21 protein-coding genes are annotated in these 21,966 nt (G+C 64.1%); 16 read left to right on the forward strand and 5 right to left on the reverse strand.

From position 1 onward, the window contains the following. The first annotated feature begins 5 nt into the window (after positions 1-5). The 7 genes from sucD to lpdA all read left to right on the forward strand — a co-directional run bounded on the left by sucD (position 6) and on the right by lpdA (position 8,778). A complete protein-coding gene (sucD, locus tag LB565_RS14140) occupies positions 6-908 on the forward strand; it encodes a succinate--CoA ligase subunit alpha (RefSeq protein ID WP_224584896.1) in 903 nt (300 codons plus the stop codon). Between the two features lie 136 nt (positions 909-1,044). After that, on the forward strand, positions 1,045-4,032 hold the full coding sequence (locus LB565_RS14145; protein ID WP_224584898.1) for a 2-oxoglutarate dehydrogenase E1 component: 2,988 nt from the start codon (positions 1,045-1,047) through the stop codon (positions 4,030-4,032). A gap of 62 nt (positions 4,033-4,094) precedes the next feature. Next, a complete protein-coding gene (gene odhB, locus LB565_RS14150; RefSeq protein ID WP_224584900.1) occupies positions 4,095-5,369 on the forward strand; it encodes a 2-oxoglutarate dehydrogenase complex dihydrolipoyllysine-residue succinyltransferase in 1,275 nt (424 codons plus the stop codon). A gap of 88 nt (positions 5,370-5,457) precedes the next feature. After that, positions 5,458-6,090 (forward strand): DUF4241 domain-containing protein, encoded by a 633-nt coding sequence (locus LB565_RS14155; protein ID WP_224584902.1) that lies wholly within the window; start codon positions 5,458-5,460, stop codon positions 6,088-6,090. 29 nt (positions 6,091-6,119) lie between these two features. Beyond that, positions 6,120-6,596 carry a hypothetical protein gene (locus LB565_RS14160; RefSeq protein WP_411970646.1) on the forward strand — a complete coding sequence of 159 codons (477 nt, stop codon included), beginning with the start codon at positions 6,120-6,122 and terminating at the stop codon, positions 6,594-6,596. After that, complete coding sequence (locus LB565_RS14165; RefSeq protein ID WP_224584908.1) at positions 6,593-7,348, forward strand: SDR family oxidoreductase; 756 nt, start codon at positions 6,593-6,595, stop codon at positions 7,346-7,348. Before LB565_RS14160 ends, LB565_RS14165 begins: the two co-directional genes overlap by 4 nt. A 23-nt stretch (positions 7,349-7,371) precedes the next feature. Beyond that, the gene (lpdA, locus tag LB565_RS14170) at positions 7,372-8,778 is read left to right on the forward strand and encodes a dihydrolipoyl dehydrogenase (RefSeq protein ID WP_224584911.1); all 1,407 of its coding nucleotides are present in this window, start codon (positions 7,372-7,374) and stop codon (positions 8,776-8,778) included. A gap of 32 nt (positions 8,779-8,810) precedes the next feature. On the opposite strand, the gene rhuM is transcribed toward lpdA, so the two are convergent. The 3 genes from rhuM to LB565_RS14185 form a co-directional block, all read right to left on the reverse strand. After that, the gene (gene rhuM, locus LB565_RS14175; protein WP_224584912.1) at positions 8,811-9,842 is read right to left on the reverse strand and encodes a RhuM family protein; all 1,032 of its coding nucleotides are present in this window, start codon (positions 9,840-9,842) and stop codon (positions 8,811-8,813) included. 597 nt (positions 9,843-10,439) lie between these two features. Continuing rightward, positions 10,440-11,504 carry a TraB/GumN family protein gene (locus LB565_RS14180; RefSeq protein WP_224584914.1) on the reverse strand — a complete coding sequence of 355 codons (1,065 nt, stop codon included), beginning with the start codon at positions 11,502-11,504 and terminating at the stop codon, positions 10,440-10,442. A 101-nt stretch (positions 11,505-11,605) separates the two neighbouring features. Further along, positions 11,606-12,544, reverse strand: coding sequence for a tyrosine recombinase XerC (locus LB565_RS14185; protein WP_224584916.1), 939 nt, complete (start codon positions 12,542-12,544; stop codon positions 11,606-11,608). A gap of 112 nt (positions 12,545-12,656) precedes the next feature. Between LB565_RS14185 and rimM the strand changes: the two genes are divergently transcribed. Both rimM and trmD read left to right on the forward strand, forming a co-directional pair. Then, on the forward strand, positions 12,657-13,256 hold the full coding sequence (rimM, locus tag LB565_RS14190; protein WP_224584918.1) for a ribosome maturation factor RimM: 600 nt from the start codon (positions 12,657-12,659) through the stop codon (positions 13,254-13,256). Beyond that, on the forward strand, positions 13,253-13,951 hold the full coding sequence (gene trmD / locus LB565_RS14195; protein WP_224584920.1) for a tRNA (guanosine(37)-N1)-methyltransferase TrmD: 699 nt from the start codon (positions 13,253-13,255) through the stop codon (positions 13,949-13,951). The genes rimM and trmD overlap by 4 nt, the downstream gene beginning before the upstream one ends. On the opposite strand, the gene LB565_RS14200 is transcribed toward trmD, so the two are convergent. Continuing rightward, entirely contained in the window at positions 13,933-14,685 is a 753-nt protein-coding gene (locus tag LB565_RS14200; RefSeq protein ID WP_224584922.1) for a sulfite exporter TauE/SafE family protein, read from the reverse strand. The two genes, trmD and LB565_RS14200, sit on opposite strands and share 19 nt — an antisense overlap. A gap of 341 nt (positions 14,686-15,026) precedes the next feature. Here LB565_RS14200 and rplS point away from each other — a divergent pair, with 341 nt between their 5' ends. From rplS to leuC, 7 genes are all read left to right on the forward strand, one after another. Continuing rightward, on the forward strand, positions 15,027-15,548 hold the full coding sequence (rplS, locus tag LB565_RS14205; protein ID WP_095769549.1) for a 50S ribosomal protein L19: 522 nt from the start codon (positions 15,027-15,029) through the stop codon (positions 15,546-15,548). A 452-nt stretch (positions 15,549-16,000) separates the two neighbouring features. After that, complete coding sequence (locus LB565_RS14210; protein WP_318012156.1) at positions 16,001-16,420, forward strand: organic hydroperoxide resistance protein; 420 nt, start codon at positions 16,001-16,003, stop codon at positions 16,418-16,420. Continuing rightward, a complete protein-coding gene (locus LB565_RS14215) occupies positions 16,417-16,917 on the forward strand; it encodes a MarR family winged helix-turn-helix transcriptional regulator (protein ID WP_224584927.1) in 501 nt (166 codons plus the stop codon). The genes LB565_RS14210 and LB565_RS14215 overlap by 4 nt, the downstream gene beginning before the upstream one ends. A gap of 171 nt (positions 16,918-17,088) precedes the next feature. Next, complete coding sequence (locus LB565_RS14220; protein WP_224584928.1) at positions 17,089-17,886, forward strand: transporter substrate-binding domain-containing protein; 798 nt, start codon at positions 17,089-17,091, stop codon at positions 17,884-17,886. A gap of 261 nt (positions 17,887-18,147) precedes the next feature. Continuing rightward, positions 18,148-18,951, forward strand: coding sequence for an amino acid ABC transporter permease (locus LB565_RS14225; RefSeq protein WP_224584930.1), 804 nt, complete (start codon positions 18,148-18,150; stop codon positions 18,949-18,951). Between the two features lie 120 nt (positions 18,952-19,071). Continuing rightward, positions 19,072-19,722 (forward strand): class I SAM-dependent DNA methyltransferase, encoded by a 651-nt coding sequence (locus LB565_RS14230; protein ID WP_224584933.1) that lies wholly within the window; start codon positions 19,072-19,074, stop codon positions 19,720-19,722. 455 nt (positions 19,723-20,177) lie between these two features. After that, positions 20,178-21,587 carry a 3-isopropylmalate dehydratase large subunit gene (gene leuC / locus LB565_RS14235; RefSeq protein WP_224584934.1) on the forward strand — a complete coding sequence of 470 codons (1,410 nt, stop codon included), beginning with the start codon at positions 20,178-20,180 and terminating at the stop codon, positions 21,585-21,587. Between the two features lie 63 nt (positions 21,588-21,650). On the opposite strand, the gene LB565_RS14240 is transcribed toward leuC, so the two are convergent. After that, positions 21,651-21,956 (reverse strand): hypothetical protein, encoded by a 306-nt coding sequence (locus tag LB565_RS14240; protein ID WP_224584937.1) that lies wholly within the window; start codon positions 21,954-21,956, stop codon positions 21,651-21,653. Positions 21,957-21,966 lie beyond the last annotated feature (10 nt).

The raw sequence follows: 21,966 nt of genomic DNA on the forward strand, positions 1-21,966 counted from the left end.
CCGCGATGTCCATTCTCGTCGACAAGAACACCAAGGTGCTGGTTCAGGGTCTGACCGGCAAGACAGGCACGTTCCACACCGAGCAGGCGCTGGCCTATCACGGCACCAAGATGGTGGGCGGCATCCATCCGAAGAAGGGCGGCGAGACCTGGACCGGCGCGAAGGGCGAAAGCCTGCCGATCTTCGCCACCGTGGCCGAGGGCAAGGCAAGGACCGGCGCGAACGCCTCCGTCATCTACGTGCCGCCAGCCGGCGCGGGCGAGGCCATCATCGAGGCGATCGAGGCCGAGATCCCGCTCATCGTCTGCATCACCGAAGGCATCCCGGTGATGGACATGGTCAAGGTCAAGGCGCGGCTCGACCGCTCCACCTCGCGGCTGATCGGGCCGAACTGCCCGGGCGTGCTGACGCCCGACGAATGCAAGATCGGCATCATGCCCGGCAACATCTTCCGCAAGGGCTCGGTCGGCGTTGTTTCGCGCTCGGGAACGCTTACCTATGAGGCAGTCTTCCAGACCACCAATGTCGGCCTCGGCCAGACCACGGCGGTCGGCATCGGCGGCGACCCGGTCAAAGGCACCGAATTCATCGATGTGCTGGAGATGTTCCTCGCCGACGACGAGACCAAGTCGATCATCATGATCGGCGAGATCGGCGGCTCGGCCGAGGAAGACGCTGCGCAGTTTCTCAAGGACGAAGCCAAGCGCGGCCGCAAGAAACCGATGGCGGGCTTCATCGCCGGGCGCACCGCGCCGGCCGGCCGCACCATGGGCCATGCGGGCGCGGTGATCTCGGGCGGCAAGGGCGGCGCGGAAGACAAGATCGCGGCGATGGAGTCGGCCGGCATCAAGGTTTCGCCGTCGCCGGCCAGGCTCGGCACGACGCTGGTCGAGGCGATCAAGGGTTAAGTGAGTAGCGAATAGTGAGTAGCGAATAGCGAATAGGAAAAACAGAGTAGCAGCGCGATCCGGGCAGTCCCTACTCGCTATTCGCTACTCACTATTCGCTCCAAAAAGGAGACGGAGCCAGGCTCCGCAGACGAAAATGGCAAGACAAGATCAGGCCAACGACCAATTCTCGCTCACCTCATTCCTCTATGGCGGCAATGCCGGCTATATCGACGCGCTCTATGCCGCCTATGAGGACGATCCGGCTTCAGTCGACCCGGAGTGGCAGGATTTCTTCGCCGCGCTGAAGGACGACGCGGGCGACGTGCGCAGGAACGCCAAGGGCGCCTCCTGGGCGAAGCCTTCCTGGCCGCTCACGGCCAATGGCGAGCTGGTCTCGGCGCTCGACGGCAATTGGGGCCTGGTCGAAAAGGCGATCGAAAAGAAGGTCAAGGAAAAGGCCGTCATCAACGGCGCCGTGCTTTCCGACGCCGACGTGCACCAGGCGACGCGCGATTCCGTGCGCGCCATCATGATGATCCGCGCCTACCGCATGCGCGGCCACCTGCACGCCAATCTCGATCCGCTCGGCATCGCCAAGCCGCTTGAGGATTATAACGAGCTGTCGCCGGAGAATTACGGCTTCACCGAAGCCGATTATGACCGGCCGATCTTCCTCGACAATGTGCTGGGGCTCGAATTCGGCACCATCCGGCAGATGCTGGATATCCTGACCCGCACCTATTGCTCGACGCTCGGCGTCGAGTTCATGCACATCTCCGACCCGGAAGAGAAGGCCTGGATCCAGGCGCGCATCGAAGGTGCCGACAAGGAGATCACCTTCACCGCCACCGGCAAGAAGGCGATCCTGTCGAAGCTGGTCGAGGCCGAGGGCTTCGAGCAGTATATCGACGTCAAGTACAAGGGCACCAAGCGTTTCGGCCTCGATGGCAGCGAGTCGCTGATCCCGGCGCTGGAGCAGATCGTCAAGCGCGGCGGCCAGCTCGGCCTGAAGGAAATCGTGCTCGGCATGGCGCATCGCGGACGCCTCAACGTGCTTTCCCAGGTGATGGCCAAGCCCCACCGCGCCATCTTCCACGAATTCAAGGGCGGCTCGGCGGCTCCCGACGAGGTCGAGGGCTCGGGCGACGTGAAATACCATCTCGGCGCCTCTTCGGATCGCGAGTTCGACGGCAACAAGGTGCATCTGTCGCTGACGGCCAATCCCTCGCATCTGGAAATCGTCGACCCTGTCGTGATGGGCAAGGCGCGCGCCAAGCAGGACCAGCTCGCTGGCCGCGAGCGCGGCGAGGTCGTGCCGCTGTCGGAGCGCGCCAAGGTCATGCCGCTGCTTTTGCATGGCGACGCCGCCTTCGCCGGCCAGGGCGTAATCGCCGAAATTCTCGGCCTGTCAGGGCTGCGCGGGCATCGCGTCGCAGGCACGCTGCATTTCATCATCAACAATCAGATCGGCTTCACCACCAATCCGCGCTTCTCGCGCTCCTCGCCCTATCCGTCGGATGTGGCCAAGATGATCGAGGCGCCGATCTTCCACGTCAACGGCGACGATCCGGAAGCGGTGGTGCATGCCGCGAAGGTCGCGACCGAGTTCCGCATGAAGTTCCACAAGCCGGTGGTTGTGGACATGTTCTGCTACCGCCGCTTCGGCCACAATGAGGGCGACGAACCGTCCTTCACCCAGCCGATCATGTACCGCAACATCCGCAGCCATAAGACGGTGGTGCAGATCTATGCCGACCGGCTGATCGCCGAAGGCCACGTCACCCAGGCCGAGGTCGACAAGATGCGGGCCGACTGGCGCGCGCATCTTGAGGCCGAATTCGAAGTCGGCCAGCACTACAAGCCCAACAAGGCCGACTGGCTGGACGGCGCCTGGTCGGGCCTGCGGACCGCCGACAACCAGGACGAACAGCGGCGCGGCAAGACCGCCGTGCCGGTGCGCACGCTGAAAGAGATCGGCAAGAAGCTGACCGAGGTGCCGAAGGATTTCGAGGCGCATAAGACGATCCTGCGCTTCCTCGAAAACCGCCGCCAGGCGATCGAGTCGGGCGAAGGCATCGACTGGTCGACGGCCGAGGCGCTGGCCTTCGGCGCCATCCTGCTCGACGGCAATCCGATCCGGCTTTCCGGCCAGGATTCGGAACGCGGCACCTTCTCGCAGCGCCATTCGGTGCTTTACGACCAGCGCGACGAGACCCGCTACATCCCGCTGAACAATCTCTCGGCGGCGCAGGCCGGCTACGAAGTCATCAACTCCATGCTCTCGGAAGAGGCGGTGCTCGGCTTCGAATACGGCTACAGCCTGGCCGAGCCCAAGGCGCTGACGCTGTGGGAAGCGCAGTTCGGCGACTTCGCCAATGGCGCGCAGGTGGTATTCGACCAGTTCATCTCATCGGGCGAGCGCAAGTGGCTCCGCATGTCGGGCCTCGTCTGCCTGTTGCCGCATGGCTATGAGGGCCAGGGGCCGGAGCACTCTTCGGCGCGGCTGGAGCGCTTCCTGCAGCTCTGCGCGGAAGACAACATGCAGGTCGCCAATGTCACCACGCCGGCTAACTATTTCCATATCCTGCGCCGGCAGCTGAAGCGCGACTTCCGCAAGCCGCTGATCCTGATGACGCCGAAGTCGCTGCTGCGCCACAAGCGCGCGGTGTCGACGCTGTCGGAGATGTCGGGCGAAAGCTCGTTCCACCGACTGCTTTGGGACGATGCGCAGCTCTTGGCCGACCAGCCGATCAAGCTGGTGAAGGACTCCAAGATCCGCCGCGTCGTGCTGTGCTCGGGCAAGGTTTATTACGACCTCTATGAGGAGCGCGAGAAGCGCGGCATCAACGACATCTACCTGCTGCGCGTCGAACAGCTCTATCCGTTCCCTGCCAAGGCGCTGATCACCGAGCTGTCGCGTTTCCGCAATGCCGAGATGGTGTGGTGCCAGGAGGAGCCCAAGAACATGGGCGCCTGGTCGTTCATCGATCCGTATCTCGAATGGGTGCTGGCGCATATCGACGCCAAGCATCAGCGGGTGCGCTACACCGGCCGGCCGGCCTCGGCCTCGCCAGCGACTGGGTTGATGTCGAAGCATCTCAGCCAGCTGGCCGCGCTGCTCGACGACGCGCTCGGCGAATAACGGCGCTGGGCGGGTAAGCAGACCGGACGAAACAGACCTCAAGAAGACAACGGACAGGCACAATGGCTACCGAAATCCGCGTCCCCACTCTCGGCGAATCCGTCACCGAGGCGACTGTCGGCAAGTGGTTCAAGAAGGTCGGCGACGCGATCGCCGCCGACGAGCCCTTGGTCGAGCTCGAAACCGACAAGGTGACGGTGGAAGTGCCCGCCGCGGGCGCCGGGACGCTCTCCGAGATCACCGTCAAGGAAGGCGAGACCGTCAATGTCGGCGCGCTGCTCGGCTCGATTTCGGCGGGCGGCGCGGCGCCGGCCACGAAGCCGCAGGCGGTGGCGCAGGCTTCCAGCCCGGATGCAGCGTCCACAACGAAGCAGGCCGCGGCCGAGACCGCAAAGATCGCTGGCGACAACGGTCCGATCGAGCCGCGCACCATGCCGCCGGCCCCTGCCGCGGCCAAGCTGATCGCGGAGCACAACCTCTCGGTCGACCAACTGTCCGGCTCCGGCAAACGCGGCCAGGTACTGAAGGGCGATGTGCTCGACGCCATTGCCAAGGGCGCCCCTTCCCAGCCGGCCGAGACGCCGAAGGCGGCTCCGGCGCCCGTCGCGGCCCGCGCGCCGTCCTCGGCCGAGGATGCGCCGCGTGAGGAGCGCGTGCGGATGACCAAGCTGCGCCAGACCATCGCGCGCCGCTTGAAGGAGGCGCAGTCGACTGCCGCCATGCTCACCACCTTCAACGAGGTGGATATGAGTGCGGTGATGGCGCTCAGGGCCAAATACAAGGACGTGTTCGAGAAGAAGCATGGCGTGAAGCTCGGCTTCATGGGCTTCTTCACCAAGGCGGTGACGCATGCGCTGAAGGAGATCCCGGCGGTCAATGCGGAGATCGACGGCACCGACATCATCTACAAGAATTTTGCCCATGTCGGCGTCGCTGTCGGCACCGACAAGGGCCTGGTGGTGCCGGTCGTGCGCGACGCCGACCAGATGTCCATCGCCGAGATCGAGAAGGAGATCGGCCGGCTTGGCCTCGCCGCGCGCGACGGCAAGCTCTCGGTTGCGGATATGCAAGGCGGGACGTTCACGATTTCCAACGGTGGTGTTTACGGATCTCTGATGTCGACGCCGATCCTGAACGCGCCGCAGTCGGGCATTCTCGGCATGCACAAGATCCAGGAGCGGCCGGTGGTCGTCGGCGGGCAGATCGTCATCCGCCCGATGATGTATCTGGCGCTCAGCTACGACCACCGCATCGTCGACGGCAAGGAAGCCGTGACCTTCCTGGTGCGCGTCAAGGAAAGCCTGGAGGATCCCGAGCGGCTGGTGCTCGACCTGTGATCGGAGCCGATCCGCAATGAGTGGTTGGTCAGATGCCTTACGCCGATTCCTTCGGCGTGGGCGCGTCTGGCTTTTCTCCGACTTGCCCGTGGTCGCTTCGCCCGCCGATTGGGAGGCCTCCGAGATCAGCAGCAACCTCGGTGTCTTCGCTCTCAGCTCTGCCGAGATGGCGGAACGGAAGATCACCGTCACCACGATCGGTGAGCTTGAATTGCCCACCGGCGAAATCGTTGCCTGCGACCCGCTCATCACCGGACTGGGACGGCCGCCATTTAGCCGTAAGGTAAAGCCGGGGCGCTACCCAGTCATATTGCTTCAGGTTCGGACCAAGATTGCCGTGGCGGCATTGCGTTTCGGCTCTGGCTTGCCGGTGCGTTGGGAATTGGCCACCTTTGCTCGAGACCGCCCATCGGGCTATGAGTTTGAATTTATCGTTGATGACGCGGTTGCGTCGTTTATGGACAAGTCGTTCCTGACGATAATGTCTGACCGAGAGGAACTTGACGACTATCTCGCCGACGTCGCGTGCACTATCGACAGGTTTTGTATCGACAGTCCGATTGAAGGCAACCCGATCAATGTAGCCATGTTCGACACTGGCTATGGCGACGGCGCGTATCGGTCTTTCTGGGGGTTGGACGCATCCGGCGAACCACTGCTCCTGATGACCGACTTCGAAGTGCTCGAAAACGCCGATGGCCGTAACGAGGCCGATCGATGAGGATACTTGCCTCGCCCATAATCCGGTGGATGGCTAGATCGGCGGTTTTGTTGTCGGCTTCCAGCACCCAGGCCGCCTGCCCGATCCAGCTCGCCGTCTATGGCGAGGCGAAAAGCGGCGCCGAGATCGACTTCACCCCGGCCGGCAGCTCGGCGACGATCACCAACAATTTCCGCATGATCCTCGACAACAATGTCGTGCTCGACGGCATCGCGATGTGGACTGAAGGCAGCGCCGCGCGGCCGCATGGCTCGCTGATGTACAAATGCCCGACCGGCGACGTCACCGGCGAGGAGCTTGCCGCCTGCACGGTCTGGGAAGGCGTGATCTACAGCGCCGATGACAAGGGCACCCTCGGGCTGCTGCCGGCCGAAGGCACTGACGCGCCGAAAAGCCTGATCTTTCCCGATCTCGGGCCGTCGCTCGAAATGTCGGCGGCCTATGGTCCCGCCGGCTTCTCCAAAGTGCCGTGGGACATCTTCGTGCTGAAAGGCTGCCAGGAATGAGCGCCGAGAAAAAGACGCTGCTGGTCACCGGCGGCAGCCGCGGCATCGGCGCCGCCATCTGCCGGCAGGCAAACCAGGCCGGCTATCGCGTTGCGGTCAACTATGTCTCCAACCAGGCTGCGGCCGAGGCGGTCGTCGCCGAGCTCCAAGCCGCGGGTGGCGAAGCCTTCGCGGTCAAGGGTGATGTCGGCAACGAGGCTGATGTCGTGGCGATGTTCGAGGCGGTGGACCGGGCCTTTGGCCAGCTCGACGCCTTCGTCAACAATGCTGGCATCGTCGACGTCAAGGCGCGGGTCGACGACATGAGCGTAGCGCGACTGGAGCGCATGATGCGCATCAATGTCGTCGGCTCCTTTCTTTGCGCCCGTGAGGCGGTGAAGCGCATGTCGACGCGGCATGGCGGCAGGGGCGGCGCCATCGTCAACCTGTCCTCGGCGGCGGCCAGGCTGGGATCGCCCGGCGAATATGTCGATTATGCCGCCTCCAAGGGCGCGATCGACACCATGACCATCGGGCTCGCGCGCGAAGTCGTGCTGGAGGGCATCCGCGTCAACGCGGTCAGCCCCGGCATCACCGAGACCGAAATCCACGCCTCGGGCGGCCAGCCCGACCGGGTGGCGCGGATGCAGGACTTGCTGCCGATGAAACGCGCAGGAACGGCGGACGAAGTCGCCAGCGCGGTTCTCTATCTAATGTCGGACGCAGCCTCCTATATAACGGGCGCGATCCTGAATGTGAGCGGCGGCCGCTGAGGCCAGACCAGAAGGACACTATCATGGCTTATGACGTCGTAATCATCGGATCGGGACCGGGCGGCTATGTCTGCGCCATCAAGGCGGCGCAGCTCGGGCTGAAGACGGCGGTGGTCGAGAAGAACGCCACCTTCGGCGGCACCTGCCTCAATATCGGCTGCATTCCCTCCAAGGCGCTGCTCCACGCTTCCGAGATGTTCGCCGAGGCCGGCCATGCTTTCGATACGCTGGGCATCGAGCTGCCGGCGCCGAAGCTCAATCTGAAGAAGATGATGGCGCATAAGGACGCGACGGTCGCGTCCAACGTCAACGGCGTTGCCTTCCTGTTCAAGAAGAACAAGATCGATTCCTTTCGCGGCACCGGCAAGGTGATTTCCGCCGGCAAGGTTTCGGTGACCGGCGAGGACGGCAAGGTCGAGGAGATCGAGACCAAGAACATCGTCGTCGCCACCGGCTCGGACGTCGCCGGCATTCCCGGCGTCAAGGTCGATTTCGACGAGAAGGTGATCGTCTCTTCCACCGGCGCGCTGTCGCTGGCCAAGGTCCCGGCCACCCTCGTGGTGGTCGGTGGCGGCGTCATCGGGCTGGAGCTCGGCTCGGTGTGGGCCCGGCTCGGCGCCAAGGTCACGGTGGTCGAGTTCCTCGACAACATCCTCGGCGGCATGGACGGCGAGGTGTCGAAGCAGTTTCAGCGGCTGCTGTCCAAGCAGGGTTTCGAGTTCAAGCTCGGCGCAAAGGTCACCGGCGTCGCCAAGGCCAAGAAGGGCGCCAGCGTCACCTTCGAACCGGTCAAGGGTGGCGCGGCGGAAACCATCGAGGCTGATGTGGTGCTGGTTGCCACCGGGCGGCGGCCCTATGCCGACAGCCTGGGGCTGAAGGAAGCGGGCGTCGAGGTCGACGAGCGCGGCCGCGTCAAGACCGACGGGCATCTCAGGACCAATGTTCCCGGCATCTATGCCATCGGCGACGTGATCGCCGGGCCGATGCTGGCGCACAAGGCCGAGGACGAGGGCGTGGCGGTGGCCGAGACGATCGCCGGCCAGGCCGGCCATGTGAACTACGACGTCATCCCGAATGTCGTCTACACCAGCCCGGAAATCGCTTCGGTCGGCAAGACCGAAGAAGAGCTGAAGAAGGCCGGCATCGACTACAAGGCCGGAAAATTCCCGTTCAGCGCCAATGGCCGCGCGCGCGCCATGCTGCACACCGACGGCTTCGTGAAGATCCTGGCCGACAGGGCGAGCGATCGCGTGCTCGGCGTCCATATCGTCGGCTTCGGTGCCGGCGAGATGATCCACGAGGCGGCGGTGCTGATGGAATTCGGCGGCTCGTCCGAAGATTTGGCGCGGACCTGCCACGCGCATCCGACGATGTCGGAAGCGGTGAAAGAAGCGGCGCTGGCGACGTTCTTCAAGCCTATTCACATCTGAAAGGCATCATAGGCTTCTTCTATCTTTGTCTGCTATCGGCGTGGCGACTTCGGCAGTTTCTTCGCCTCCTTGGCTAGGGCGGCGATGCGTTCGTCAGCTTCCTGATGGCGTTCAAGCTTCCGCTGCCGATCGAATTTCTCGTACTGCACTTCAGCGATACGCTTTGCGTCAGAAGTTTTCACGGAGCCGCCGGATCGCAGGACTGTTCGCCCAAGCTGACGCAACTGTTGGTCGAGAAGGGTCTGCGCATCCTGCATCACGACAAGCCTCCCCATGTCGAGTTGGTCTTCGAATATGTCGAGTAAGATAGTTGTGAGCCGGTTTAGCTCTTTGATCTCCCCTTCAGCGAGATAATTCTTCGAAACGGCGACATCAGTCTTTCTAATGTTGTCGTTTGGCCACGACTGCAAGCCCATGTTTTCAAATTTGTGGTTTGCCCTGGCGGCGATTATTTCTGCGGGCGTCTGCGATGTGACCGCGTAGACCAGCTTGGCTTGCGTCCGTTGATAGAACTCGCGCGCCGCTTCGGTGGTGCCGTCGTAGTCCTGGCACATCGCGCAAATGCTGCGCAGTTCGCGGTAAATGTTCGCCTCGTCGGAACGAATGTCACGGATTATCTCGCGTAGCTCAGCGACCCGATCTGCGCTCTCGGGACGCTTTAGACGTGGAGAATCGACAATGAATCCCTTCTTGGCGAACTGGACCAGGATGCCCGTGGCCCAGCGACGGAAAAGAGTGGCCTGGGTCGACGACACCCGATAGCCAACCGAGATCACCATATCCAGGTTGTAGATGGCGACCGGCCTGCCCAGACTTATGTGCACTTTTTGCACAGAAGTCGCTTCGTCCAGTTCCCCCTCCTCAATTACATTGTTGATATGCCGCGTGATCGTGGTGCGATCCCGCCCAAATAGGTCGGCAATCTGCGCCTGCGTCATCCACAGGGTGTCACCTTCGAAGCGGATATCGAGCTGAATGCCTTTTTCGGTGCTGTAGACGAGAAACCGATCGCCAGTCTCTTCGTCTTCTACCAGATGCACCGGCTCATTTTCATCATCAGTCATAAGGATGCCCGACTCGGTTGCGCGAGAACATTATAGCAACTTCCGCTACCGAACACCCGGTCCTGCCACCATTCTCCGCGATTTGCCTGCCCTAACCAAAACGGCCCGCCTTTCGGCGGGCCGTTTGTCGTCAAGCTGTAGTGCCCGATTACTGAGCCGGCGCGGGAGCCGGTGCAGGGGTCGGCGCGGGTGCAGGCGCCGGAGCTGGCGTGGGAGCCGGGGTAGGCGCCGGAGTTGGCTTGGGCGCCGGAGCGGGCGTTGCAGGCGCCGGAGCCGGCGTGCTGGCCGCCGGTGGCTCAGCCGGTGCCGGGGCATGCTCGCCGCCGCTTCTGCCAAAGACATAATACGCAACAATGGCCAGGATAATGACAACAAGGGCGATCAGCCACCCGCTGCCGCCACCACCGCCACGCGATGGGGGAGGCGTGCTCGAAGGGGTGAAGGGGTCGTTAGGGTTCGCCATGAAACGTGTCCTCCTTGGATGAAAGTCATCAAAATAACAGCCATCAACGCGCTGAGCCCGCAACGGGTTTCACGCGAACGGACGGAAAGCGCTGAAAAACCGGCGTTTTCAGGTCCGCCCAGCCGCCAGACGACTCAGTTGACGGCGGTAACATTATACCCTGCCTTGCGAAAATCCTCGACCAGTCCTTCCGGGCCGGGCAGATGCATGGCGCCGACGGCCATGAAGACGTTGCCCTTGGCCAAAATCGGCCCGGCATGCGCGGCCATCACCTTGTTGCGGCTGGTGATCATGGTCTGCTCGAAGGCGGCATAGCCGGCCTTGTCGTCCGCCGTCTCCGGCAGCACGGCGCGGAACAGCGGCCAGAACATGCCGACCTCGCCGCGCTGATAGAGCACGATCATCGTTTCGTTGACGTCGTTCACCTTGTCGCCGAGTTTCATCGTCTCGACCAGGCTCTTCATGTGGAATTCGAGCGGCAGCGAGGCCATGGCGCGCAGCTGATCGACGGCGGTCTCGAGCCCTTCGACGTCCTTGCCCGAGGCCTTGGCCTCTGAAGCCAGCTTGACGTCCAGAACGGGCTCGCCGGCGCTCTGTCGCGCCACCTCGCAGGCCGGCAGCGCCATCATCGCCGAGAGGATCCACGGCTTCATCTTGGCTACCGTCGCCGGCGGAATGCCGCGCGCGTCGAGCCCCTTGTCCAGCGCCGCCGCATCGTCCGGCGACAAGAGCGACGACAGGGTGGTGTTGTCGGTGAACATCATCAGGCCGGGTTCGCTGGCCATGGCGGCCATCATCTTGGCCTTGTCCATCGCATCGGTGGTTTCGATGACGATGGTGCCGGCGCCGTCATAGGCCTTTTGCGCGGCGGCCGGCAGCGTGGTGACGCGGGTATCGGTCATGTGCATGGTGCCGAACAGGTAAGACGGCTTTTCGCCCGGCTTCTCCAGTTTCCACAGCAGCCCTTTGCCGTTGGGTACGGCCGCGGCCTCGGTCTCGACCTTCTTGAAGGCGGTGGGATCGTTCTTTTCCAGCGCGGTCAAAAGATCGGCGCCGGCGCAATTGGGCGCCTCGGCATGGGCCCGGCCGGCAAGCAGCAGGACGGCCAGGAAAGACAAGAAGAACAGCAGGTTGAGCGCTGCAAGCAGCTTCAACGAGACAAGGGCCGCGCGGTCGGCAATGGCGATGACGCGTTTCATGAAGAAGCGTCTTAGCGCTGAAAAGCGGCAAAACGGTTAACCGGGAGACTGAAATTGTTTCTGGTCGGGTGAGCCGCGGGCTTCGCGCCACCCCAGCGGCTTCACGCCCTTGGATGCGCCTTCTCATAGATGTCGAGCAGCCTCGCGGTGTCGACGCTTGTATAGATCTGGGTGGTCGACAGGCTAGCGTGGCCGAGCAGCTCCTGGATGGTGCGCAGGTCGCCGCCGCGGCCGAGCAGGTGGGTGGCGAAGGAATGCCGCAGAGCGTGCGGCGTAGCCGTGTCCGGCAGGTTCAGCGCCGAGCGGAGCTTCGCCATCTCGCGCTGGACAATGGCTGGGTTGAGCGGACCGCCGCGGGCGCCACGGAACAGAAGGCCCTCGGGACCGATATGAAAGGGGCAGAGCCGGCGGTATTCGGCGACCGCCTTGCGGGCCACCGGCAGCACCGGCACCAGCCGCGTCTTGCCGCCCTTGCCGGTGACGCGCAGCACGGTCTCGGCGTCTGTCGCCAGATCGGCGCCGGTGAGCCCAAGCGCTTCGGAGATCCGCAGGCCGGAGCCATAGAGCAGCGTCAGCACGGCGGCGTTGCGCGCGGCAATCCATGGCTCTTCCGCGAGCTGGCCTTCCACGGCCACGACCTGTTTCGCGTCGCTTGCCGTCAGCGGCTTGGGCAGCGATTTCGGCTGGCGCGGCGCGCGCAGTGCCGCCGCGCCCGCCGCGTTGACCAAGCTGCGTTTTTCGAGAAAGCGCAGCAGCGAGCGAATGCCGGCCAGCCCGCGCCCCAGCGTGCGGGCGCCGGCGCCTTCATTGCGGCGCGCGGCGAGGAAGCCGCGCAAATCGGCCGGCCGCAGGTCGGCGATATCGGAGATACCCGGCGCACCGCCGCAATGGCCGGTCAGGAAATGCAGGAACTGGCGGGTGTCGCGCTCATAGGCCTCGACCGTCTCCGGCGACAGCCGACGCTCATGCGCCAGCGTCTTCAGCCAGGTCTCGCGCGCCGCCTGGAGGTCGGGTTTGGCCGGGATGAGGAATTCCTGCATGGGCTTTTTCCGTTTTTGGCAGTTTCGGACGTGCGGGTTAGGAAGCGGTGAAGAGGCCGTCATTGAAATGACGGCTTGAGGGGATTAGAGCAGGGCAAAGGAAGCGCCGCCGATGCCGAAGCTCGAAAATCCCGTACAGATGGCCGTGATCGGTGCCGCGCACGGCATCAAGGGCGAATTGCGGGTGAAGACCTTCACAGGCGATCCGCTCGCGCTGGCCGATTACGGTCCGCTTTATGCCAGGGACGGCCGCGCCTTCCAGATCACCGATATCAGGCCAGCCGGGACTGTTGTGGTGGTGCGCTTCAAGGGCGTCGGTGACCGCAACGCCGCCGAGGCTTTGGCCGGCACCGAGCTTTTCGTCGACCGCTCGGTGCTGCCCGATGAAGGCGAGGAAGACGAGTTCTACCACGCCGATCTCATCGGTCTCGACGTCAGGGACGAAACGGGTGTCATCGGCAAGGTCGTCGCCGTGCACAATTTCGGCGGCGGCGACATACTCGATGTCACCCTTGCCGGCCGCAAAGGCGTGCTGATCCCGTTCACGCAGGCCGCGGTGCCGCATGTCTCGATCGCCGACGGATTCGTAGAGGTCGATCCGCTGGCGGCTGGCCTTGTCGAGGATGAGGAAGATGGGGCGGCGCCTGGCCGGTCCGGCTTCGACCCGAAAGGCAGGCCGCGCGGGCCGAAGGATGCCGGGGGCAACCGTTGAGCTTTGCCGCTTCGGTGCTGACGCTCTATCCGGAGATGTTCCCGGGCGCGCTCGGCCTGTCGCTGGCGGGGCGCGCGCTGGAGGCCGGGACTTGGTCGCTCGAAGCGATCCCGATCCGCGATTTCGCCACCGACAGGCATCGCACCGTCGACGACACGCCGGCCGGCGGCGGCGCCGGCATGGTGATGCGCGCCGACGTGCTGGCCAAAGCCATCGACCACGCCGCGCCGCCGGGCGATAAGCGTCCAAGGCTGCTGATGAGCCCGCGCGGCAAACCGCTGACGCAGGCGCGCGTGCGGGAGCTCGCCGCCGGCCCGGGAGCGGTCATCCTGTGCGGCCGCTTCGAGGGCGTCGACCAGCGGTTGATCGAGGCGCGGGGACTGGAGGAGGTCTCGGTCGGCGATTTCATCCTGTCTGGCGGCGAGCCGGCAGCACTTGTGCTGCTCGATGCCGTGGTGCGGCTGTTGCCCGGCGTCATGGGCAATGCCGTCTCGGGCGAGGAAGAAAGTTTCGAGAACGGCCTGCTCGAACATCCGCACTACACGCGGCCGCAGGAGTTCGAAGGCAGGCCGATCCCGGACGTGCTGATCTCCGGCAATCACAAGAAGATTGCCGAATGGCGGCGCGCCGAGGCGGAGAAGCTCACCCGGGAGCGGCGGCCTGACTTGCTGCGCGCTCAGCCCTTGGTGAAATAATAAAAGGCCAAGAACAGGCCGACGGCGACGACGAAGCCGCGCACGATGCCTTGCGGCACGCGCTTGGCCATCCAGACGCCGGCATAGCCGCCGAGCGCGCCGCCCGGGATCATGACGATCGCCTGCGGCCAGGCGACGACGCCGCCCGAAACGAAAACCAGGATGGCGATGGCGGCGATGACCACGGCCAGCATGTTTTTCAGCGCGTTGAGCCGGTGATAGTCGCCGGCCTGCGTCAGGCCGAGCGTCGCCAGCATCATCACGCCCATGCCGGCGCCGAAGAAGCCGCCATAGACCGACGTCGCGAACTGGGCGAGCGATCCGGCGAATGAGCCGACCTTGGCTTCGGCGCCAGGTTTAGGCACCGGTTTCAGCCATGGCCCGGCCGCGAACAGCGCGGTCGCGGCGATCAGCAGCCAGGGTACCAGGGCGCGGAAAGACGGATTGGAGAGCGCAAGCAGGATGAGCGAGCCGGCCAGCGCGCCGAAGGCGGAGATGACGCAAAGCAGCAGCGCCTGGCGCCAGAAATGCCTGATGTCATCGAGATAGGCGAGCGTCGAGGTGATGTAGCCGGGAAACTGCGTCACCGAGGAGGTGGCATTGGCGACGATCGGCGGCACGCCGACCAAGCTCATGGCGCCGAAGGTGACGAAGGTGCCGCCGCCGGCGACGGCATTGACCGCGCCGGAGACGAAGCCTGAGAGAAAGAGCAAGGCGGCATCGAAAAAAGTCATTTTGCCCGCTTAGGAAGCTTGCAAGCCGCGCGCAACCCGGCACGGCCGAGTAAATGTGGGCCATGGGCGCAAAATGTGCCGCAACGCCTTGTTTCGGTGCATGTCGTCGTCCCGGAATCGCGCACAGTTCCGGGCGACATGCATTAGGGCGTGACAAAGCGGCAAAATGGCTGTATGTGCCCGCCCGAACCGGAAGAACGATCTTCTGGACCCGTCAACAAGTGCGGTGTAGCCGTCCCTGCCTGATGTTTCGACAAAGGGCATAGCCGAGCGGTCATTGGAACTGCAAGGCGAGCTGAGGACGCTCTGACTGTCGGAAGAACAAGAAGTGGATATTTGAGATGGATCTCATCCGTCAGCTCGAGGCCGAACAGGCCGCCAAGATCGAAGCCAAGCGCAAGCTGCCCGAATTCCAGCCGGGCGATACCGTGCGCGTCCAGGTGCGCGTCACCGAAGGCACCCGCACCCGCGTCCAGGCCTATGAGGGCGTCGTCATCGCCCGCGCCGGCTCTGGCTTCCAGGAGAATTTCACCGTACGCAAGATTTCCTACGGCGAAGGCGTGGAGCGCGTTTTCCCGGTCTACTCGCCGATGGTCGAGGGCGTCGAGATCGTGCGCCGCGGCAAGGTTCGCCGCGCCAAGCTCTATTATCTGCGCGACCGTCGCGGCAAGTCGGCCCGCATTTCGGAAAACACCGGCGTGCGCGCCCGCAAGCTGAACGATGAAGAGCGCGACGCGCTGAACGCCGAGCGCGCCCGCATCGAGGCCGAGAAGGTCGCCGCCGCGCAGGCGCTGGCCGCCGAGACGGCAGCCAAGGAAGCCGCCGAGAAGAAGGCTGCCGCCGAGGCCGCTTCGGCCGAATAAGGTTTTTTTGCAAGACAGGTTTTGGAAAGGCGGCTTCGGCCGCCTTTTTTCGTTGTGCAGCTGTCGCAAGCGAGCGGAATTTGATCGAAGCCTTCGCGGTTTCGTCGTGTATGGACGAAGGTGATAGGTCAGCGTTCCTTCACCCTCTGTCCTGCCGGACATCTCCTCCGCAAGGGGGAGATTGGCAGCTTGGGCGCCTCACCCTCCTTTCAACATCGACAATTGGCGAAGGCCGCGGCGACGTCCGATCTCCCCTCTTGCGGGGGAGATGGCCGGCAGGCCAGAGGAGGGTGCTGTCCCGCCAACGTCTCGGATTTCTGCGTTGCAGAAACGCTTGATCCTCGGGTTCGCGCTCCGCTTCGCGTCGCTTCGCCCGTGGATGACGACATCGGGGTTGACACCCAATTAGCTTGTACACTAGATAATCGTGTACAAATCAAATGGAGACGAAAATGTCGGCACTTTACAGCACCCAGGCTCACGTCAGCGGCGGCCGCAACGGTCACGGCGAGACCAGCGACGGCCTGCTTAAGGTCGATCTGGCGATGCCGAAGGAACTTGGCGGCAAGGGCGGCGCCACCAATCCCGAGCAGCTTTTCGCCGTCGGCTATGCGGCGTGCTTCGAGAGCGCGGTGCGTTTTGTCGCCCGCCAGCAGAAGCTGCCGCTGCAGGACGCTTCCGTCACCTCCACCGTCAGCCTCTATCCGAACGACCAGGGCGGCTTCAGGCTCGGCGTTTCGCTGGCGGCGGAGATCAAGGGGCTTGATCAGGCGGGCGCCGAGGCGCTTGTATCGGAAGCGCACAAGATCTGCCCTTATTCCAACGCCGTCCGGGGCAATATCGACGTGGCGCTCTCGGCAAAGGCTGCATGACAACGAAAACCGAAACAAGGACCAATCAAACCCCGGCGCAAGACGCCGGGGCGCTCGAGGTGCCGCGCCTCGACCAGCAGCTCTGCTTCGCGCTCTATTCGGCAAGCGGGCTGATGACCAAGCTTTACCGGCCGCTGCTCGATCCGCTCGGCCTCACCTATCCGCAATATCTGGCGATGCTGGCGCTGTGGCAGCATTCACCGAGCACGATCGGCGAGCTTGGCGCGGCACTGGGGTTGGATTCCGCGACGTTGACGCCGCTGATCAAGCGGATGGAAGCGGGCGGCCTCGTGACGCGTCGCCGCGATAGCGCCGACGAGCGCCGCGTGCTGGTCGAGCCGACCGCCCAGGGTGAGGCGCTGCGGGCGAAGATGAAGGACGTGCAGCACGGGCTCAGCTGCGGCATGCCGCTGGAGCGGGCCGAGCTGAAAGCCCTGCACGGCACGCTGACACGGCTGGTCGCGGGGTTGCGCGAGGCAACGGCCGATCGGGACTGATCGCGACAAAGGCCGTCCTCGAAACTATCCTTGAAGAGCACCGGATTGCGCATTCACGCGCAGCGTCGCAGCGGAGCGGCTTGCAAGGCGCTTGCGGCAAGCTAAAGTCGGCGCCGGTTTTCTCTTGGCGCGCGAACTTCGCGCGGCCAAATCACATTCGGGGAGTTTGTCATGACCAAGTCGAAACTGCTGCTGGCCGCCCTTGTGGCCTGGCTTCTCGCGCCTGTCGCGGCGCTCGCCGACAACCTGCCCGATCTCGGCGGCAAAAAGGTCGTGGTGGTGACGGAGAACGCCTATCCGCCGCTGCAGTTCATCGACAAGAAAACCGGCAAGCAGATCGGCTGGGAATATGACGCGATGGACGAGATCGCCAAGCGGCTGAACTTCAAGGTCGAATACCAGAACACCTCCTGGGACGCGATGATCCAGGCGGTTTCCGACAACCAGTACAACATCGGCATGACCGGCATCACCATCAAGGACGACCGCAAGGAGAAGGTCGACTTTTCCGATCCCTATATGCGCTCGGAGCAGTTCATGCTGGTGCGCGGCGACGAAAGCCGCTTCACCGACGCAAAGACCTTCGGCGCCTTCAAGGACGGGCTGATCGGCGCCCAGGCTGGCACCACGCCCTTCTACACTGCCGTCTACAGCGTGCTCGACGGCAATGAGCAGAACCCGCGGATAAAGCTGTTCGAAACGTTCGGCGCGACCGTGCAGGCGCTGAAGTCGGGCGACGTCGACGTGGTGCTCACCGACGGCACCGCCGGCCAGGGCTATGTCGACGCTTCCGGAGGCAAGCTGAAGCTGATCGGCGGACCGCTCGGCACTGAGGATTTCGGCTTCATCTTCCCGAAGGGCTCGGACCTGGTGAAGCCGGTCAATGCCGCCATCGCTTCGCTGAAGGCCGACGGCACGTTCGACAAGCTCAACAAGAAGTGGTTCCTCGATTACAAGATGGGGCAGTGAACTCGTCTTGTTGCGCGCAATGAGTTTGCAGGAAATTGCGCTGACCTTGCGCCAAGTCCCCCCTCTCTGGCCTGCCGGCCATCTCCCCCTCAAGGGGGGAGATTGGATGTCGCGCCGGCTTTCGCTAATCTCCAACGCTGCAGGAGGGGCGGTGAGGCCGAAGCTGCCAATCTCCCCCCTTGAGGGGGAGATGTCCGGCAGGACAGAGGGGGGCCTCGTAGAGCGCTGCCATCGCAAAAATAGCTGCGATGGCATCGCCTGATGCCACCCACCCCCAAACCCGAATTCCCCTGGTGGCTGGCCGCCGCCCTCGTGCTGGCATTGGCCGCCGCGGTCGCCATCGCTTCCAGCGACCTTTATGCGCAAGTCTTCGCCACCGTCACCAAGGGCATCGGCATCACCATCTTCGTCACGGCGGTCGCATTCGCGCTGGCCTCCGCGCTTGGGCTCGGCATCGCGCTGATGGCGCTGTCGGGATCGCAGTGGCTGCGCCAGATCGCGCGTTTCTATGTCGAGATCATCCGCGGCGTGCCGATCCTGGTGCTGTTGTTCTGGATTGCCTTTGCCGGCGCGCCGGCCTTTGTCGCCGCCTGGAACGCGCTGAGCGCGCCGCTGCAGAGCGCCGGCCTGATGGGCGAGCTTCTGGTGCGCGACGTGTCGCTGCTCTGGCGCGCCGTCATGGCTTTGACCATCGGCTACTCGGCTTTCATCTCGGAAGTGTTCCGCGCCGGCATCCAATCGGTCGAGAAGGGCCAGATCGAGGCGGCCAAGGCGCTCGGGCTCAGCCGAGTTCAGCGCTTCCGGCTGATCGTCTTCCCGCAGGCGATCCGCACCATCCTGCCGCCGCTCGGCAACGACTTCGTCGCCATGGTCAAGGATTCCTCGCTGGTCTCGGTGCTCGGCGTCGCCGACATCACCCAGATGGGCAAGGTCTATGCCGCGGGCTCCTTCCGCTTCTTCGAGACCTATTCGATCGTCGCTTATATCTACCTGATCCTCACCGTCGGTCTGTCGCTGACGCTCCGGGCGCTGGAACAGCGGCTGCGCCGCCAGCATCAGGAATAGCCGGCAGCAAAGTCCGCGCTGCCTCTTTGTTTTTGACGCAATTCCGGACGGAAAACCGGTTCCCACTTTTCCTGGAATTGCTCTAGCTTGGGTCATGTGCATCCGGCGGAGGAGACGCCCATGAATTTCGACAAGGCCAATGCGGCGCTGGATTCAGTCTATTCGGCCGACTCGCCGGAAGGGCTCGCCAAGGCCTATGCCGACTGGGCGGCGACTTACGACAGCGAGACTGCTTCGCTCGGCTACCTTCTGCCGTTCCTCATCACCGCCTGGGTGGCGCGGCACGTGCCGGCGGGCGAAGATCCGTTGCTCGACGCCGGCTGCGGCACGGGCCTGTCGGGGCCGTCGCTGAAGGCTCTGGGCTATGGCGACATCGCCGGGCTCGACCTCTCCGACGACATGCTGAAGATCGCCGGCAGCCGCCAGGCCAATGGCAACCCGGCCTATAGCGAGCTGAAGAAGGTGATGCTCGGCGGCCCGCTGCCCTGGCCCGACCGGCATTTCCGCGCCTTCTTCTCGACCGGCGTCTTCACCATCGGCCACGCGCCGGCTTCCGGCCTGCATGAGCTGGTGCGCATCACCAAGAGCGGCGGCCACGCCATCTTCACCGTGCGCGACCAGGTTTTCGAGAGCGGTGGCTTCCAGGCAGTGTTCGACGAGCTGGCAGAGGCGAGGAAATGGCGGCTGGTCGAGGAGAGCCCGTGGTTCCGCTGCTACGCCATCGGCGAGCCGGACGCGCTGGTGAAGACGTTTGTGTTCGAGGTGGTTTGAATAAGCTTGGCGCCGGTTCCTCGCCCCCGCGGAAGCGGGGGAGAGGTGGCCCGGCGAAGCCGGGACGGAGCGGGGGACGCCCTCTGCGACGTCAAAACCGTTATGAGATTTAAACTCGGGAGAGGGGACAGGGACTCCTTCAAGGCGCCGCGCAGCCCCTCTCCGTCCCGGCTTCGCCGGGCCACCTCTCCCCACTTCGTGGGGCGAGGAACCAGGTTCCGGACGCCAATTGCCGAAAAGCCAAAACATTGATATCTACCGCGCCATGGAAAAGCTTTTCAGCGATCCGGCCTATAAGGGTTTCGTGCTGCAGGACAGAAAGCGCCTGCCGTCGCGATTTTCCGCGCGGGTCTGCGGCGCGCTCACCAGCCGACTTCGCTGAACCGACCGATCGCAGTCATCGCGCTGGATTGCCGGCGTCCTTTTCCCATTCTCATATCGACGGACTTACGCACATGAGCGCACCGCGCACCCTCTACGACAAGATCTTCGACGACCACACGGTCGACCGTCAGGACGACGGCACCTGCCTGCTCTATATCGACCGCCACCTCGTGCACGAGGTCACCAGCCCGCAGGCCTTCGAGGGCCTGCGCATGAGCAACCGCAAGGTCCGTCATCCGGAAAAGACGCTGGCCGTGGTCGACCACAACGTGCCGACCTCGCCGGAGCGCAAGTTCGGCATCAAGAACGAGGAGAGCCGGATCCAGGTCGAGGCGCTAGCCAAGAACGCCAAGGATTTCGGCATCGAATATTATTCCGAGAACGATATCCGCCAGGGCATCGTCCACATCATCGGGCCGGAGCAGGGTTTTACGCTGCCGGGCATGACCATCGTCTGCGGCGACAGCCACACCTCCACGCACGGCGCGTTCGGCTCGCTTGCGCATGGCATCGGCACGTCTGAGGTCGAGCATGTGCTGGCGACACAAACGCTGATCCAGCGCAAGGCCAAGAACATGCTGGTGCGCGTCGACGGCCAGCTGCCGGAAGGCGTCACCGCCAAGGACATCATCCTCGCCATCATCGGCGAGATCGGCACGGCGGGCGGCACCGGCTACGTCATCGAATATGCGGGCGAAGCGATCCGCTCACTGTCGATGGAAGGCCGCATGACGATCTGCAACATGTCGATCGAGGGCGGCGCCCGTGCAGGCCTGATCGCGCCGGACGAGACGACCTTCGCCTATGTCAAGGACAAGCCGCGCGCCCCGAAGGGCGCAGCCTGGGATGTCGCGCTCGCCTATTGGAAGACGCTGCAGTCCGACGAGGGCGCGCATTTCGACAAGGTCGTCGTGCTCGACGCGCAAAAGCTGCCGCCGATCGTCTCCTGGGGCTCCTCGCCCGAGGACGTCGTCTCGGTGCAGGGCATCGTGCCCGATCCGCAAGAGATCGCGGACGAGAACAAGCGCACCTCGAAGATCCGCGCGCTCGACTATATGGGGCTGACGCCCGGAACCAAGATCACCGACATCGCGCTCGACCGCGTCTTCATCGGCTCCTGCACCAATGGCCGCATCGAGGACCTGCGCGCCGCCGCCAAGGTGGTCGAGGGCAAGAAGGTCAATCCGCGCGTCAACGCCATGATCGTGCCGGGTTCGGGTTTGGTCAAGGAACAGGCGGAGGCCGAGGGCCTCGACAAGATCTTCGTCGCCGCCGGCTTCGACTGGCGCGAACCGGGCTGCTCGATGTGCCTGGCCATGAACGACGACCGGCTGAAGCCGCATGAACGCTGCGCCTCAACCTCGAACCGCAATTTCGAGGGCCGGCAGGGCTTCAAGGGCCGCACCCACCTGGTGTCGCCGGCCATGGCGGCGGCCGCCGCGATCGCCGGCCATTTCGTCGACATCCGCGACTGGAAGTAACAGCCGGCTGCGTCTCTCAACAAAGGTCCGGACGCGACGTCCGGGCCTTTTGCTGTCAGCGATCTATCTGCGAATGATCTCGTGAAATTCCTCGCGCCGGCCGGGCTCGTCGGCGGCGACGACCAAGGCCAGCTGCCGCTCGTCGAAAATCCTGAACCACTCGTCCCACTCCACGAGCTCGTAGCCGCCGCTGTTGATCGGACGCTCCGGGCGGTCGATGTCTTCATAGGCCTGCTGCCCAAAAACCAGCCGCAGCATGGGCTGCGTTCCCGCCTCGGGCGAGACGTCGACGATGGCCGGGAAGCCGGCGCGCGCCGCCGCCCAGGAGCGGATTTCATCGTGGTTCGTCAAAGTGATCGTGCCCGCCATCTCGATCGTC

Source organism: Mesorhizobium sp. CA14 (assembly GCF_020165195.1).
GTDB lineage: Bacteria > Pseudomonadota > Alphaproteobacteria > Rhizobiales > Rhizobiaceae > Mesorhizobium.